Here is a 14,524-nt window from a genome sequence, read left to right as displayed (position 1 = left end):
GAATGGCTTCTAGGAATAGCACAGGCAGGCTGAAGCCCCGCTTAATTCGCTAGCCATATGAAAAATCCACAGGTTAGATTCAGCTTATCGCAGCCCTCACCGCTCGAATTACTACAAGAGAAGTTCCGATGGCCACATCACAACTTCCTGAACAACGAGCCCTGGCCACACTGCATACCGTAGTGCTGGCGACCGAAGTGCTCAGCCATGCCGGCATTCCCCGCATGCGCCTGCTGGAAGGCAGCGGGATCGCCGAAGCCGACCTGCAGACCCCGGAAAAACTCATCACCCACGCCCAGGAACTGCGGGTGTTCGCCAACGCGCTGAACTGCCAGCACGATCCCGCGCTCGGCCTGTGCATGGGCCTGCGCATGCATGTGTCGGCCTATGGCATCCTCGGCTACAGCATGCTCGCCAGCCGCACCCTGCGCGACGCGCTGGAACTGGCGCTGGCCCATCCGGAGCTGCTCGGCACCTATTTCCGCCTGGCCCTGCAGCCGCACGACGACGAAGTTCGACTGAGCGCCGACGGCTACCGCTACGCCCCGGAACTGACGGTGTTCAACACCGAACTGTGCCTGACCTCGCTGCTCACGGTGATCCGCGACCTGCTCGGCGAATCGGTGCGCCCACGGCGCCTGCTGCTCGCCTATCGCCCGCCGCTGCACGCGCATATCTACACCGAGCGCCTCGGTTGCCCGGTCGAGTTCGGCGCGCCGGTCAGCGCCCTGTGCTTCAGTCCGGCGCTGCTCGACCGCCCGCTGCCGCTGGCCGACCCGGTGAGCTGCCACAACGGCCTGCAGCAGTGCATGAAGCTGAGCGCGGCCTTCCGCAGCCGCAGCGATATTCTCGAACTGATCCGCCAGCACCTCGCCAGCCACCTGCACGAAGCGCGCGACCTGGAATCCGTCGCCCGCCACCTGCACCGTTCCGCGCGCACCCTGCGCCGTCATCTGCAGCAGCGGAATACCAGCTTCCAGCAGGTGCTCGACGAAGTCCGCTATGACAAGGCACGGCAACTGCTGAAGGACACCGACCTGCCGATCTACCTGATCGCCGAACAGCTCGGCTACAGCGAGACAGCCAGCTTCCGGCATGCCTTCCAGCGCTGGAGCGGAGCATGCCCGAGCCTGTTCCGCGGCGTGTAGGAACTTCTGTAGGTTGGCGCTGAGCTTGCGAAGCCCAACATCCGGCCACACAAACGTTGGGCTTCGCTGCGCTCAGCGCCAACCTACAAAGTGCGAAACCCAACATGTGTCGGAGATGGCATCGTTGGGCTTCGTGCCTCAGCCCAACCTACGGGAAGGCCCAACAGCAGCCCGACGGGAGCGCTCAGACCCGCGCGAGCTCCGGCAGGTCGCCGCTCAGTCCGAGGGCCTGGCGGACGAACACACCCTTGGCTTCGTGATGGCGGTCCACCAGGCTCAGTCCGGCGTTGCGCAGCCAGCGCAGCGGCAGCGCGTCGGTCTGGAACAGCCGCTCGAAGCCCTCCATCGCCGCCATCATCGCCAGGTTGTGCGGCATGCGGCGGCGTTCGTAGCGGCTCAGCACGCGTTCGTCGGCAATGCGTTCGCCGCGTTCGTGGGCATGCAGCAGCACTTCGGCGAGGGTCGCGGCGTCGAGGAAGCCGAGGTTGACCCCCTGCCCCGCCAGCGGATGGATGGTGTGCGCTGCGTCGCCGATCAGCGCCAGTCCCGGCTCCACGTAGCGCTTGGCGTGGCGCTGGCGCAGCGGGATGCACAGCCGCGGGTCGGCCTTCTCGACCGGCCCCAGGCGCTCCTCGAAAGCCCGGCCGAGGGCCGCGCAGAAGCCGTCGTCGTCCAGCGCCATCAGGCGTTCCGCCTGCTCAGGTGTGACCGACCAGACGATCGAGCACCAGTGGCGGTCGCCTTCCAGGCTCAGCGGCAGGAAGGCCAGCGGGCCGTCGTCGGTGAAGCGCTGCCAGGCGGTAGCCAGGTGCGGTTTGGCGCAGCGCACGCTGGTGACGATGGCGTGGTGCAGGTAATCCCACTCGCGGGTGGCGCAACCGGCCAGGCGGCGCACCGCCGAGTTGGCGCCGTCGGCGGCGACCAGCAGCGGCGTGCGGATTTCCCGGCCGTCGGCGAGAGTCAGCAGCCAGTCTTCGCCGGAGTGGCGCAACTGCTCCAGGCGCGCGCCCGGCAGCAGGCCGATGGTGGAGTCGTGCAGACGCTCCAGCAGAGCGTCCTGCACCACGCGGTTCTCGACGATATGGCCGAGCACTTCGGCATGCACGCTGGCCGCGCTGAAGTGGATCTGCCCGGTGCCGGAGCCGTCCCACACCTGCATTTCACGGTACGGCTCGGAGCGCCGCGCGAGAATGCCGTCCCACGCATGCAGGCGCTGCAGGATGCGCCGGCTGGCCTCGGACAGCGCACTGACGCGCGGCTCGAAGGCCGCCGTGCGGTCGAACGGCCTGACACTGAGCGGCGAGCCGTCCACCAGGAGGATTTCCAGCCCGCTGCCTTCCAGCGCCAGCGCCAGGGCGCTGCCGACCATTCCCGCACCGACGATGACCAGATCCGCGTGCATATCGCTTCCTTATGCCGCCCTTGCCCGGGGCTTCAGTCGAACGTAGAGAGTCTTCTGCACCCGCGCCACCAGCGTGCCCTCGCCGTCGCGCACTTCCGCGTGCAGCTTGGGCAGGTATTTGTCGCCGCCGGCGGTCTGCGTGCGGATGTCGTCCAGCAACTGCTGGTCGATGTGGAAGTCCGCATACACGGGGCCCTTGCCGGGGCTGACGAATTCGATGTTGGCCGCCTTGTCCCAGACGATGTAATCGCGCCCGAGGTTCTCCATGATCATCAGCATGAAGAACGGGTCGGTCATGCTGTACAGGCTGCCGCCGAACTGGGTCCCGACGTAGTTGCGGTTGAAGCGGTTCAGCCCCATGCGCACCCTTACCTTGCGGAAATCCGGGCTGATGTGGCGCACCCGCACGCCCGCGCCGATATAGGGCGGGTAGAGATTCAGGACGAAGCGGAGCAGGCGGGCCTTGCGGGCCAGTTTGCGTTCTTGCATGGGCTTTCCTAGACGGGACGCGCGCCGAGGCCCATGGCCTGGCGGGCGAACCAGCGCTTGGCCGGCGGCAGCAGGTCGAGACCGAGCAGGCCGAGGTTGCGGCCGGTGGCGAGCAGCGGCTGGGCGTTGGAGAACAGGCGGGTGACGCGGTCGGAAAAGCCGACGGTCATCTGCTGGTCGAGCGCCTGGCCTTCCAGGTAGCGCTGCAGCACGGCGAAATCGCCGGGCGGCGCCTCTTCCTGCAGCAAGCGGTCGCCCAGCGCCTGGGCATCGCGCAGCGACAGGTTGAAGCCCTGTCCGGCAATCGGATGCAGGCTGTGCGCGGCGTTGCCGAGCACCACCAGATGCGGGCGGATCTGTTCCTCGGATTCGATCAGGCTGAGCGGATAGGTGTAGCGGGCGCCAACCTGGCGCAGCGTGCCCAGGCGATAGCCGAAGGTGTCCTGCAGTTCGCGCAGGAATTCCGCATCGGGCAGTTCGCGCAGGCGTTCGGCATCCTTCGAGGAACGGGTCCAGACCAGCGCGCAGCGGTTTTCCGGCAGCGGCAGCAGGGCCATCGGCCCGTGATCGGTGAAGCGCTCGAAGGCCTGTCCGCGATGATCCTCGGAGGGACTGACGTTGGCGATCAGCGCGGTCTGCCCATAGGGTGCGGTGTGCACGCCGATGCCAAGCTGCTCGCGCAGGCTGGAACGGCCGCCGTCGGCGAGCACGGCGAGGTCGCAGTCGACCTGGCTGTCGTCGTCCAGGGTCAGCCGGTAGCCGTCGCCGAGCGCTTCCATCTGCCGCACCTCGGCCGGGCAGCGCCAGCTGACCAGCTCCGGGTCCAGCGCATGCCACAGGCACTGGCCGAGCCAGGCGTTCTCCACCACGTAGCCAAGGGCCGGCACGCCCTCTTCCATCGCGGTGAGGCGCGCGGAGCCGAAGCGGCCGCGGTCGGAAACGTGGATCTGCGCGATCGGCTCGGCGCGCTGGGCGATCTGTTGCCAGACGCCCAGGCGCTCGTAGATCTGCCGGCTGCCGAAGGACAGCGCGGTGGAACGCGCGTCGTAGCTGGGCTGGTAGCTGTCGCCGGGGGCGAACGGCTCGATCAACAGGATCTTCCAGCCGCGCTCGCGGGCGCGGGATTGCAGGAGCAGCGCCAGGCTGGCGCCGACCAGCCCGCCACCGACGATGGCGATCTGCGGACGCCGCATCTCAGGCGGCCTGCGCCCGGGCTGCGGCCATCAGCGCCTCGATCTCGGCGACGGTCTTCGGCACGCCGTTGGTGAGCACTTCGCAACCGGTTTTGGTGACCACCACGTCATCCTCGATGCGCACGCCGATGCCGCGCCACTTCTTCGCCACGCTGGTGTTGTCCGGCGCGATGTAGATGCCCGGTTCGACGGTCATCGACATGCCCGGTTCGAGCACGCGCCACTCGCCGCCGACCTTGTATTCGCCGACGTCGTGCACGTCCATGCCCAGCCAGTGGCCGGCGCGGTGCATGTAGAAGGATTTGTAGGCCTCGCTAGCGATCAGCTCGTCGACGTTGCCGCTGAGCAGGCCGAGCTTCACCAGGCCGGCGGTGATCACCCGCACGGTGGCTTCGTGGGCTTCGTTCCAGTGGCGGCCGGGGGCGATGTAGTTCATCGCATCCAGGTTCGCTTCCAGCACCAGCTCGTAGATCGCCTTCTGCTCGGGGCTGAAGGTGCCGCTGGCCGGGAAGGTGCGGGTGATGTCGCTGGCGTAGCAGTCGATCTCGCAGCCGGCGTCGATCAGGATCAGGTCGCCGTCCTTGATCTGCGCGTCGTTCTCCCGGTAGTGCAGGATGCAGGCGTTGCGTCCGGAGGCGACGATCGAGCCATAGGCCGGCATCTTCGCCCCGCCCTTGCGGAACACGTACTCCAGCTCGGCTTCCAGATGGTATTCGTAGAGGCCCGGACGGCATTCCTGCATGGCGCGCACGTGGGCGTTGGAGGAAACCTCGGCGGCATAGCGCATCACCTTCACTTCCGCGGCGCTCTTGTACAGGCGCAGATCGTGCAGCAGGTGGTCGAGAGCGACGAACTCGTTCGGCGGCTGCGCGCCCTGGCGGGCCTTGGAGCGGATCACGTTGATCCAGTCCATCAGCCTGCGGTCGAATTCCGGGTTGGCGCCGAGGGCGTAGTAGACGCGTTCGCGGCCTTCGATCAGGCCCGGGAGGATGTCGTCGATGTCGCCGATGGGGAAGGCGTCGTCGGCGCCGAAGTCCTTGATCGCACCGTCCTGGCCGGCGCGCAGGCCGTCCCACAGCTCGCGCTCGGGATCACGCTCGCGGCAGAACAGCACGTATTCGCCATGGGCGCGGCCGGGGATCAGCACCATCACCGCTTCCGGCTCGGGGAAACCGGTGAGGTACTGGAAGTCGCTGTCCTGGCGGTAGACGTGCTCGACATCGCGGTTGCGGATGTACATCGGCGCCGCCGGCAGGATGGCGATGCTGTTGGGCTCCATCTGCTCCATCAGCGTCTTGCGCCGACGGGCGTATTCCGGCTTCGAGATACGGATCATGCAGAGACCTCAGTGCAATGAAGGCTTGGGAGCCGGCGCGGCGGGCTTGCCGAACTCGGCGAACAGCAGCAGCGGCGCGACTCGCAGGTATTCCTGGACTTCCATGTAGTCCGACTCGCCATCCTCGGACTCGTCCAGCTGGCCCTGGACCTGGGCGATGGCGGCGATGTCCTGCAGCACTTCGTCGGCCTCGTCGGACAGGCTGGCCTGGCGCAGCGCCAGGCCGAAGCCGGCGAGGAAGCCCTGGCACCACTGGCCGAGGGCCGCGGCGCGTTCGGCCAGCGGCGCATCGTCGTTGGGCAGCATCAGCAGTACGGCCATCTCGCCGGCGGCGAAATCCTGCTCGACCATGCCGAGCAGCCCGCCCAGCGCGGCGTTCAGGCGCTCGCCGGGATCGCCGCCGAGCAGCTCGGCGGCGGCCTGCAGCCATTCCCCCTGGTCAAAACCGGAACCGGCGCAGACCCGCCCGAGCAGGTGGCCGTGCAGTTCGGCGGGGGAAATCGGCATTGTCGCTTCGGCCAGCAGGGCGGCGAAGGCGGAATAGGCGGAGTTGGAAGACATATCTGACCTGGATTGGACGGCTAGGCGCCATCAGGCGCTGCGAATAGAATGTGCCCTGTATCCTAGCATCGCCGGGCGCGGCTAGACCATGCGAAGGCCGGTGATGGCCGCCCAGCGTTGACCCCCCGCCCAAGCAGTCCTATATAAACCCGATCGAAGCCTTTCCGAAGCGAGAGTCCATGGAAGACGCCGACTTGCACGCGCTGATCGCCAAATTCGACCTGCTGCTCCAGCGCCTGGAACAGCTCAAGGCGGAGAACCGGCTGTTGCGGTCACACGAACGGGCGTGGCGCGAAGAGCGCGCTCATCTGATCGAGAAGAACGAATTGGCACGGCACAAGGTCGAAGCGATGATTTTGCGTCTGAAAGCCCTGGAGCAGGACTCATGAGCCAGCCGAACACCATCAATGTCCAAATCCTCGACAAGGAATATTGCATCACTTGTCCCGCCGAGGAGCGTGCCAACCTGGAAAGCGCCGCCCGTTATCTCGACGGCAAGATGCGCGAGATCCGTTCCAGCGGAAAAGTCATCGGTGCCGACCGCGTGGCGGTAATGGCCGCGCTGAACATCACCCACGACCTGCTGCACAAGCAGGAGCGCCTGGACCACGAGACCAGTTCGACCCGCGAGCGCGTGCGCGAACTGCTGGAGCGCGTCGACCGCGCCCTTACCACCGATTCGCCGACCGGGGAAGACTGACCCCGGCGCGAGCTGTGGGGTATAATCGCCCCGCTCCCTGGTGTGTTTGCCAGTCGGTGATGTCCCTGAGCCGATAATCGCAACAACGGAGGTTGCCAGTTGGACTGGTGTGCATGTCCGCACGACGGAAAGCCTTAAAGTCTACTGCAGCCGCCACCTTGAACTTTCGGGTTCAAGGGCTAACCCGACAGCGGCATTTCCGGGGAGCCTCATTTCTTTCATGATCCACGCCCAAGACCTTTCCCGCCCCGCCCTACGCCGTCTGCTGCGCGAGGCCCGCCGATCGCTCCCAGCGCACCAGCAAAAGATCGCCGCCCGCAAGCTGTACCTGCAGATGGCCCAGCATCCGCTGTTCCGCCGCGCCCGGCATATCGCCCTGTACCTGCCCAACGACGGCGAGATCGATCCGCGCCCGCTGCTGCTCGCCGCGCAGAAACGCGGCAAGGCCACCTACCTGCCGGTGCTCAGCCGCTGGCCGCAGACGCACATGACCTTCCAGCGCGTGGGCAACGGCGAACGCTGGAAGCGCAACCGCTTCGACATCCACGAGCCGCTGCCGGACCGCGGCCGCCAGCGCAAGGCCTGGGCGCTGGACCTGCTGCTGCTGCCGCTGGTCGGATTCGACCCGCAGGGCGGAAGGCTGGGCATGGGCAAGGGCTTCTACGACCGCACCCTGGCGTATCTGGGCCGGCGCAAGAATTGGCAGAAACCGACGCTGCTGGGTCTGGCGCACGAGTGCCAGAAGGTCGATCGACTGGACATGGCCAGTTGGGATGTGCCGCTGCAGGCCACGGTGACCGATGGCGGCTGGTATGGCGAACTCGCTCCGGCGCCGCGCTCCCTGCGGCACCGGGCGGGATGAATCAGGGTTGCTGCGTCACGACTTCGGCAGGCAGGCTGCCCTGGCGATCCCACAGGCTCTGGGTGTAACCGGTGGTGACAACACCCAGTCCGAAAATGATCACCAATATCCACAACAAGTCAGGCTTGCGTTTCATCGATTGCCTCCCCCTTAAGGCAAACTGCCCACGATGGCCGGCGGTTGGTTTTTATGTCCGTCCGGCGTGCCAAGCTACAAAGCGGCGCGCATTCTCCGACAATGAATTGCTCCCCGCAATTTGCAGGACCAACCAGTCGTCGGAGTAGGCCGTTTCCGATTAACAGCGGCGAAAAGGAGGCAAGGATCATGCCGTACTGGCTGATGAAATCGGAGCCCGATGAGCTCTCGATTCACGATTTGAAACGACTCACAAAAGCCCGCTGGGACGGCGTTCGCAACTACCAGGCACGCAACTTCATGCGCAGCATGAATCCGGGCGACCTGTTCTTCTTCTATCACTCCAGCTGCCCGGAACCGGGCATCGCCGGCATCGCGCGCATCGAAGGCGAGCCCTATCCCGATCCGACCGCCCTCGATCCGCAAAGCCACTATCACGACGCCAAGGCAACGGCGGAAAAGAACCCCTGGACGGCACGCGACGTCGCTTTCGTCGAAGCCTTCACGGCCGTCCTGCCGCTGGCCACGCTGCGGGACCAGGCCGGCCTGGAAGAGCTCCCCCTGGTCAAACGCGGCAGCCGCCTGTCGGTGATGCCGGTCGACGACGAGCAATGGCGACTGATCCTCTCCCTCGTCCGACGATGAAAGACTGAAGGCACTGTGCTATTACACAGGTGACATTTCGTCGGAACCCACCCCATGCGCCGGCCGAAGCCTGCATTGCTTTCCTATCTCGGACTCGGCGGTCTGCTCCTGATTCTGCTCGCGGCCAGCTACTGGCTGGGCCAGCGACTGGAGGAGCGCGAAGGACAGCGTGCGGAGGAGCGCCTGGCCTACCAGGCGAGCAGCCTGGCGCGGCAACTGGAAAGCGACGCCGCCTGCCGCTATGGCGGCGAGGAATTCGCCATCATCCTTGCCGGGACCGGCCTCGATGGCGCCAGTCATATCGCCGAGCGGGTGCATGAGCAGATCGCCGAACTGCGGATCAGCCACCCGGAGTGCAACCTCGGCTATCTGACCCTGAGCATCGGCCTGGCCATCGCCACGCCAGGCGACGACGACGATCCGGAACTGCTGATCGCCCAGGCCGACCGGGCGCTCTATGCAGCGAAAAACCGGGGCGGCAACACCACCTGTGTGTGGCCGCTGTCGCACTAGCCGTGCGTTACGCGCCGCGGCCGACGATCGGTTCCACCGCCGGGCTGGCGGGCGCGCCCCAGATGCCGCCGAGGGTGCCCAGCAACTGACTGTTCAGGCCCTGTTTGACGAAATAGTCGAGCAGCACGCCGGCGAACTGGCCGATCATCGACTGATCCATGCCGAGCACGCCGAATATCTGGTCGACATCCTGTAGGCTGCCGACCCCGCCCAGCAGGGCACTGGCGCCGCCGGTTCCGCCCAGCAGGCTACCCAGACCGCCCAGGCCGCCGAGCGCGCTGTTGCCGGCGAGCTGCTCGATGCCGGGCAGGGACTGCTGGAGCTGCGTCTGGTCTGCGCCCTGCAGGGTATTCAGCGCCAGGCCGAGCAGGGCGCCGGTGCCGCCCACGGCCTGGGCATTGGTGACGCCCAACTGGTGGCTGATGGTATCGATCAGCGTGGCAGCCGCCGGCGCGGCTGGCGCCTCCGCTACGGGAGCGTCGTCCGGGGTTTCGGTGAAGGTGGCGGCGAACACGGAACTCACCGCCAGCCAGGCGGCGACAAGGGCGATTGCGGATTTGGCGGACATCGGCGACTCCAGAGCGGGAACTCCCGGCCACAGTACGGGCCGGGTCGCTACTTCGACTGGAGCGCCAGCGGTTCGTTCCCCTGGATGATGGCCAGGCGCCCTGCCGCTAGCCGCCGACACCCCACAGGCTGCCAAGGCTGCCCAGCAGATCGCCGCCCGCGCCCTGCTTGCCCAGGTAGTCGAGCAGTACGCCGGCGAACTTGCCGGTCATGCCCTGATCCATGCCCAGCGCGCCGAAGGCCTTGTTCACGTCGGCCATGCTGCTGACGTTGCCCAGCGCGCTGCCGCCCAGATTACCGAGGCTGCCGCCGAGGGCATTGCCGCCGGCAAGCTTGTCCAGGCCCGGCACGGCATTCAGCAGCTGGGAATAGTCTGTGCCGCTGAGCTTGTTCTTCGCCAGGCCGAGCAGCGCGCCAGTGCCGCCGAGCGCCTGCTGGTCGGTGACGCCGAGCTGGCCGGTCAGGGCGCTCAGCAGGCCGCTGGCTTCCGGCGTGGTGGCGACCTGGGCGACGCTGCCGCCGGTGGCCCCGGATACCGCCTTGGCGGCGTCTCCGAGGCCGTAGGCGAAGACGGAGGAAGCCGCCAGCAGGGCGGCAATGGCGAGGGCGAAACGGGGTGTGGCTGTCATCGATCAATTCCTTCGAAAGAGAACGGGTATCCCGCTGTCCGCACGGGACACGGGTTCGACCGGGCACCTCCGCCATCGTTCAGTCGGTGGAAGTTCCTATCAGGTCTAGCGGATTTCCCGCCGGCGGGGCGGCAACCTGACAGGCAGACGTCAAGACAAGCCCGCGACGCTTCCCCTAAGCTTGTGCCCTACCCGCACGGAGGCATCATGTCCGAAACGCCCGCGCTGACTCCCCGCGTCGCCCGCCTGCTGCCCTGGCTGGTGGCCATCGCCTTCTTCATGCAGGCGCTGGATGCCACCATCCTCAATACCGCGCTGCCGAGCATGGCCCTCTCCCTCGACGAGAACCCGCTGCGCATGCAGGCCGTGGTGATTTCCTACCTGCTCACCGTGGCGCTGCTGATTCCGGCATCCGGCTGGCTCGCCGACCGTTTCGGCACCCGCCGGGTGTTTCTCGTCGCGGTATTGCTGTTCAGCCTCGGCTCGCTGCTCTGCGCGCTGTCATCGACCCTCGGCCAACTGGTCGGCGCCCGCGTCGTGCAAGGGCTCGGCGGCGCCCTGATGCTGCCGGTCGGCCGGCTGGTGATACTGCGCGCCTACCCGCGCAGCGAGCTGGTGCGCATCCTCAGCTTCGTCACCATTCCCGGCCTGCTCGGGCCGCTGACCGGGCCGACCCTCGGCGGCTGGCTGGTGGAGTACGCGAGCTGGCACTGGATCTTCCTGATCAACCTGCCGGTAGGGGCCCTCGGCTACCTCTTCGCCATGCGCCTGATGCCGGACCTGCGCGGCGCCGAACGCAGCCGCTTCGATGGCGCGGGCTTCCTGCTGTTCGGCGGCGCCATGCTGCTGGTCACCGTCGCCCTGGAAGGACTGGGCGAGCTGCAACTGCCGCATGTTCGCGTGGTGCTCCTGCTGGTCGGCGGGCTGGTCCTGCTGGCCGCCTACTGGCTGCGCGCACTGCGCATTGAGGCGCCGCTGTTCCCGCCCGCCCTGTTCCGCATCCGTACCTTCTCCGTCGGCCTGCTCGGCAACCTGTTCGCCCGCCTCGGCAGCGGCGCCCTGCCCTTCCTCACCCCGCTGCTGCTGCAGGTCGGCCTCGGCTATGCGCCGGCCAAGGCGGGCATGACCATGATCCCGCTGGCGCTGTCGGCAATGCTGATCAAGCCGGTGGCCAAGCCGCTGCTGGAACTGTTCGGCTACCGCCGCCTGCTGGTCGGCAACACCCTGCTGCTCGGCTGCCTGATCGCCAGCGTGGGCCTGGTCGGCCAGGACACGCCCTACCTGCTCCTGCTGGCCCTGCTCGGCGTGCTGGGCGCGGTGAACTCGCTGCAGTTCACCGCGATGAACACCCTGACCCTGATCGACCTGCGCGACAATCACGCCAGCAGCGGCAACAGCCTGCTGTCGGTGGTGACGCAGTTGTCGATCAGCATGGGCGTGGCCTGCGCGGCGGCGCTACTGGGTGGCTTCCAGGGCGAACTGGGCATCGCTGCGGGGGATGTGCTCGGCGCCTTCCATGCCACCTACCTGAGCGTCGGCCTGATGTCGATGCTCGCCGCGGCGATCTTCTTCCAGCTCGGCAGCGAGGATGGCCGCGAAGCGCAGATCAGGCGGGTGGATGCCGCCGAGGGCGGGATGGGCGATCCCCACTGAGGGGCGCAATCAGGGCTTGCAGGTCGGCGCCACGGTCATGGTCTTCGACGCATCCACCGCACCGAGACGTTCAAGGGTGCGCCGGCCGAGCAGCAGCGGGAAGTCGGTCAGCCCGCGGTCGCGCAGGGCGAATTGCTCGCGGTAGACCTGTTCGCCCAGGCAGATGTCCATCGACACCACCGGCCGCTTCTCCGAACCGCCGACGCCGTGTACACGCAGCACGCGCTCGACCGGGCGCTCGAAGGGCAGGCTGATCAGCCTGCCGGTTTCCGGGTCCTTGACCTGGATGTCGTACTGCACCCAGCGCTGGTTGTTCTTGCGGATGCGCTTGATGTTGTGCACATCCATCACCGAGGTCTGCACGCCGGTATCCAGCCGCGCCTTCATCGCGACGCTCTCCGGCATCAGCCGGGCCTGCTCCTGCCAGCCCCATACGCTCGGCTGGGCCGCATCGGCGGTGACGGCGAAGACTCCCAGCAGGGCAGCCAGCAAGGCGGCGTTCGGCAGCTTCATGGTTTTGCGCTCCTCGGCGACAGGAAATCCGGAAACACGCAGACAATAAAAAACCCCGGATGTTTCCACCCGGGGTTCTTCGGCAGCGCCTAGGGGATCTTAGTTGATCACCTGAACGCGCTCAGCTTGCATGCCTTTCTGGCCTTGCACGACTTCGAAGCTGACTTTCTGGCCTTCGGCCAGGGTCTTGAAGCCGTTACCTTCGATGGCGCGGAAGTGAACGAAGACGTCCGGGCCGCTTTCCGGAGTGATGAAGCCGTAGCCTTTGGTCTCGTTGAACCACTTGACGGTGCCGTTCTGACGATTCGACATGTTGTTCTCCTTGGAACAAAAAAATTTAAAACCACTGAATGTGGCAGGAACTGAGTTGCAAGGAGTTACAAGGAGTCGAGCAGGACGGGGTGGAAATTCCGACCGCATCAGGTCACGATCGACGGCGACCCATGCAAACACAGTGCATGCACTCTACGACAAAAAAATCAGGAAAGCGAATCCGGATAAAAAAATGCTGCAGACATTTCTGACGAGTGGCCTTCCCGGGCGTCCTAGGACGCGCGCCAAGCCGCGACAGCCGGGAGTGCCAGCGCAAGGCCTGCTACACTGCGCGCCGTGAATTTCTCCAGGTTTTCCTTCGTGACCGCCACCGCCTTTTCCAGTCTTGCCCTTTCCTCCGACCTGCTGGCCAACCTCGACGCCCTCGGTTATCGCGAAATGACGCCGATCCAGGCCGCCAGCCTGCCGGCGATTCTCAAGGGCCAGGACCTGATCGCCCAGGCCAAGACCGGCAGCGGCAAGACCGCCGCCTTCGGCATCGGCCTGCTCAGCCCGCTGAATCCGCGTTACTTCGGCTGCCAGGCGCTGGTGCTGTGCCCGACCCGCGAACTGGCCGACCAGGTGGCCAAGGAAATCCGCCGGCTGGCCCGCGCCACCGAGAACATCAAGGTGCTGACGCTGTGTGGCGGCGTGCCGTTCGGCCCGCAGATCGGCTCGCTGGAAAATGGCGCGCATATCGTCGTGGGCACCCCGGGACGCATCCAGGAGCACCTGCGCAAAGGCACCCTGAAGCTCGACGGCCTCAACACCCTGGTGCTCGACGAAGCCGACCGCATGCTCGACATGGGCTTCTACGACAGCATCGCCGACATCATCGGCCAGCTTCCATCGCGCCGGCAGACTCTGCTGTTCTCCGCCACCTACCCGGAAGGCATCGAACAGCTGGCGGCGAAGTTCCTGCGCAATCCGCTGCGCGTGGAAGTCGAGGCGCTGCACGACGATTCGCAGATCGAGCAGCACTTCTACGAGATCGACCCGCGCCAGCGCATGGACGCCGTGGTGCGCCTGCTACAGCACTTCCGCCCGCAATCCAGCGTCGCCTTCTGCCATACCCGCCAGCAATGCCAGGAACTGGCCGCGCACCTGGAGGCGCAGAAGATTTCCGCCCTCGCCCTGCACGGCGACCTGGAGCAGCGCGAGCGCGACCAGGTACTGGCGATGTTCGCCAACCGCAGCTGCAGCGTGCTGGTGGCCACCGACGTGGCCGCCCGCGGCCTGGATATCGCCGCGCTGGAAGCGGTGATCAACGTCGAGCTGTCGCGCGATCCGGAAGTGCACATCCATCGCATCGGCCGCAGCGGCCGCGCCGGCGAGAAGGGCCTGGCGCTGTCGCTGGTGGCGCCCGCCGAGGCCAGCCGCGCGCAGGCCATCGAGGAACTGCAGAAAACTCCGCTGAACTGGGAACGCATCGACTTCCTGCGCGCCAACACCGCGCCGCTGCTGCCGCCGATGACCACCCTGAGCATCGCCGGCGGACGCAAGGACAAGCTGCGCCCGGGCGACATCCTCGGCGCCCTGACCGGCGAGGCCGGCCTGCCCGGCAGCGCTATCGGCAAGATCGCCATCTTCGATTTCCAGGCCTACGTCGCCGTGCAGCGCGACCTCGCCAAGCCGGCGCTGAAGCACTTCCTCGAAGGCAAGATCAAGGGCCGTTCGTTCAAGGCGCGGATTCTCTGAGGAGCCCGACTACGCGACGTAGGTTGGTGCTGAGCGAAGCGAAGCCCAACATCTGCCGAGCCATGGCACCGTTGGGCTTCGCAAGCTCAGCGCCAACCTACGTTCAGTGCCCACGAGACGGCACTGCAGCGATCCGCTAGTCTGAGCGGGAGACATCCGGAAGTCCCC

The 14,524-nt window shown here is 66.5% G+C and carries 18 protein-coding genes and 1 other RNA gene; 9 read left to right on the top strand and 10 right to left on the bottom strand.

Annotated elements, in window-relative coordinates:
• The first annotated feature begins 128 nt into the window (after positions 1–128).
• Positions 129–1,148, top strand: coding sequence for an AraC family transcriptional regulator (locus JFY56_RS21810; protein WP_208316253.1), 1,020 nt, complete (start codon positions 129–131; stop codon positions 1,146–1,148).
• 184 nt (positions 1,149–1,332) lie between these two features.
• On the opposite strand, the gene JFY56_RS21805 is transcribed toward JFY56_RS21810, so the two are convergent.
• From JFY56_RS21805 to JFY56_RS21785, 5 genes are read right to left on the bottom strand one after another with little or no spacing between them, the layout of a single operon-like run.
• Positions 1,333–2,550 carry a 2-octaprenyl-3-methyl-6-methoxy-1,4-benzoquinol hydroxylase gene (locus JFY56_RS21805; RefSeq protein WP_208316252.1) on the bottom strand — a complete coding sequence of 406 codons (1,218 nt, stop codon included), beginning with the start codon at positions 2,548–2,550 and terminating at the stop codon, positions 1,333–1,335.
• A 9-nt stretch (positions 2,551–2,559) separates the two neighbouring features.
• Positions 2,560–3,039: a DUF4442 domain-containing protein gene (locus tag JFY56_RS21800; protein WP_208316251.1), complete on the bottom strand. Its 480-nt coding sequence runs from the start codon at positions 3,037–3,039 to the stop codon at positions 2,560–2,562.
• Positions 3,040–3,047: 8 nt separating this feature from the next.
• Positions 3,048–4,232 carry a 2-octaprenyl-6-methoxyphenyl hydroxylase gene (ubiH, locus tag JFY56_RS21795; protein ID WP_208316250.1) on the bottom strand — a complete coding sequence of 395 codons (1,185 nt, stop codon included), beginning with the start codon at positions 4,230–4,232 and terminating at the stop codon, positions 3,048–3,050.
• 1 nt (position 4,233) lies between these two features.
• Complete coding sequence (pepP, locus tag JFY56_RS21790; RefSeq protein WP_208316249.1) at positions 4,234–5,568, bottom strand: Xaa-Pro aminopeptidase; 1,335 nt, start codon at positions 5,566–5,568, stop codon at positions 4,234–4,236.
• Between the two features lie 9 nt (positions 5,569–5,577).
• A complete protein-coding gene (locus JFY56_RS21785; RefSeq protein WP_208316248.1) occupies positions 5,578–6,129 on the bottom strand; it encodes a UPF0149 family protein in 552 nt (183 codons plus the stop codon).
• A gap of 179 nt (positions 6,130–6,308) precedes the next feature.
• Here JFY56_RS21785 and JFY56_RS21780 point away from each other — a divergent pair, with 179 nt between their 5' ends.
• From JFY56_RS21780 to JFY56_RS21765, 4 genes are all read left to right on the top strand, one after another.
• Complete coding sequence (locus tag JFY56_RS21780; protein ID WP_208316247.1) at positions 6,309–6,518, top strand: TIGR02449 family protein; 210 nt, start codon at positions 6,309–6,311, stop codon at positions 6,516–6,518.
• Positions 6,515–6,829: a cell division protein ZapA gene (locus JFY56_RS21775; RefSeq protein ID WP_208316246.1), complete on the top strand. Its 315-nt coding sequence runs from the start codon at positions 6,515–6,517 to the stop codon at positions 6,827–6,829. Before JFY56_RS21780 ends, JFY56_RS21775 begins: the two co-directional genes overlap by 4 nt.
• A 31-nt stretch (positions 6,830–6,860) precedes the next feature.
• Positions 6,861–7,039: non-coding RNA, 6S RNA (ssrS, locus tag JFY56_RS21770), on the top strand.
• A 10-nt stretch (positions 7,040–7,049) separates the two neighbouring features.
• Entirely contained in the window at positions 7,050–7,691 is a 642-nt protein-coding gene (locus JFY56_RS21765; protein WP_208316245.1) for a 5-formyltetrahydrofolate cyclo-ligase, read from the top strand.
• 1 nt (position 7,692) lies between these two features.
• On the opposite strand, the gene JFY56_RS24555 is transcribed toward JFY56_RS21765, so the two are convergent.
• Positions 7,693–7,827 (bottom strand): hypothetical protein, encoded by a 135-nt coding sequence (locus JFY56_RS24555; RefSeq protein ID WP_268968894.1) that lies wholly within the window; start codon positions 7,825–7,827, stop codon positions 7,693–7,695.
• Between the two features lie 188 nt (positions 7,828–8,015).
• On the opposite strand from JFY56_RS24555, the gene JFY56_RS21760 reads away from it, so the two are divergent.
• Both JFY56_RS21760 and JFY56_RS21755 read left to right on the top strand, forming a co-directional pair.
• Positions 8,016–8,471, top strand: coding sequence for an EVE domain-containing protein (locus JFY56_RS21760; protein WP_208316244.1), 456 nt, complete (start codon positions 8,016–8,018; stop codon positions 8,469–8,471).
• 54 nt (positions 8,472–8,525) lie between these two features.
• Positions 8,526–8,984 carry a GGDEF domain-containing protein gene (locus tag JFY56_RS21755; protein ID WP_208316243.1) on the top strand — a complete coding sequence of 153 codons (459 nt, stop codon included), beginning with the start codon at positions 8,526–8,528 and terminating at the stop codon, positions 8,982–8,984.
• A gap of 7 nt (positions 8,985–8,991) precedes the next feature.
• Here the strand turns inward: JFY56_RS21755 and JFY56_RS21750 are convergent, their stop codons facing one another.
• Both JFY56_RS21750 and JFY56_RS21745 read right to left on the bottom strand, forming a co-directional pair.
• The gene (locus tag JFY56_RS21750) at positions 8,992–9,552 is read right to left on the bottom strand and encodes a DUF2780 domain-containing protein (RefSeq protein ID WP_208316242.1); all 561 of its coding nucleotides are present in this window, start codon (positions 9,550–9,552) and stop codon (positions 8,992–8,994) included.
• Between the two features lie 106 nt (positions 9,553–9,658).
• Positions 9,659–10,180 (bottom strand): DUF2780 domain-containing protein, encoded by a 522-nt coding sequence (locus JFY56_RS21745; RefSeq protein ID WP_208316241.1) that lies wholly within the window; start codon positions 10,178–10,180, stop codon positions 9,659–9,661.
• Between the two features lie 207 nt (positions 10,181–10,387).
• On the opposite strand from JFY56_RS21745, the gene mdtD reads away from it, so the two are divergent.
• Positions 10,388–11,833 carry a multidrug transporter subunit MdtD gene (gene mdtD, locus JFY56_RS21740; RefSeq protein ID WP_208316240.1) on the top strand — a complete coding sequence of 482 codons (1,446 nt, stop codon included), beginning with the start codon at positions 10,388–10,390 and terminating at the stop codon, positions 11,831–11,833.
• Positions 11,834–11,842: 9 nt separating this feature from the next.
• Here mdtD and JFY56_RS21735 read toward each other — a convergent pair whose 3' ends face one another.
• Both JFY56_RS21735 and JFY56_RS21730 read right to left on the bottom strand, forming a co-directional pair.
• A complete protein-coding gene (locus JFY56_RS21735) occupies positions 11,843–12,346 on the bottom strand; it encodes an ATP-dependent zinc protease family protein (RefSeq protein WP_208316239.1) in 504 nt (167 codons plus the stop codon).
• Positions 12,347–12,445: 99 nt separating this feature from the next.
• A complete protein-coding gene (locus JFY56_RS21730) occupies positions 12,446–12,658 on the bottom strand; it encodes a cold-shock protein (protein WP_015475193.1) in 213 nt (70 codons plus the stop codon).
• A gap of 321 nt (positions 12,659–12,979) precedes the next feature.
• Between JFY56_RS21730 and dbpA the strand changes: the two genes are divergently transcribed.
• Positions 12,980–14,356, top strand: a complete 1,377-nt coding sequence (gene dbpA / locus JFY56_RS21725; RefSeq protein WP_208316238.1) for an ATP-dependent RNA helicase DbpA — start codon at positions 12,980–12,982, stop codon at positions 14,354–14,356.
• Positions 14,357–14,524: the final 168 nt, after the last annotated feature.

Source organism: Pseudomonas schmalbachii, from assembly GCF_017589465.1.
Classification (GTDB): Bacteria; Pseudomonadota; Gammaproteobacteria; order Pseudomonadales; family Pseudomonadaceae; genus Pseudomonas; species Pseudomonas schmalbachii.
Note: the sequence above shows the minus strand (reverse complement) of the source record. Positions and strands in the feature narration are given on the sequence as shown.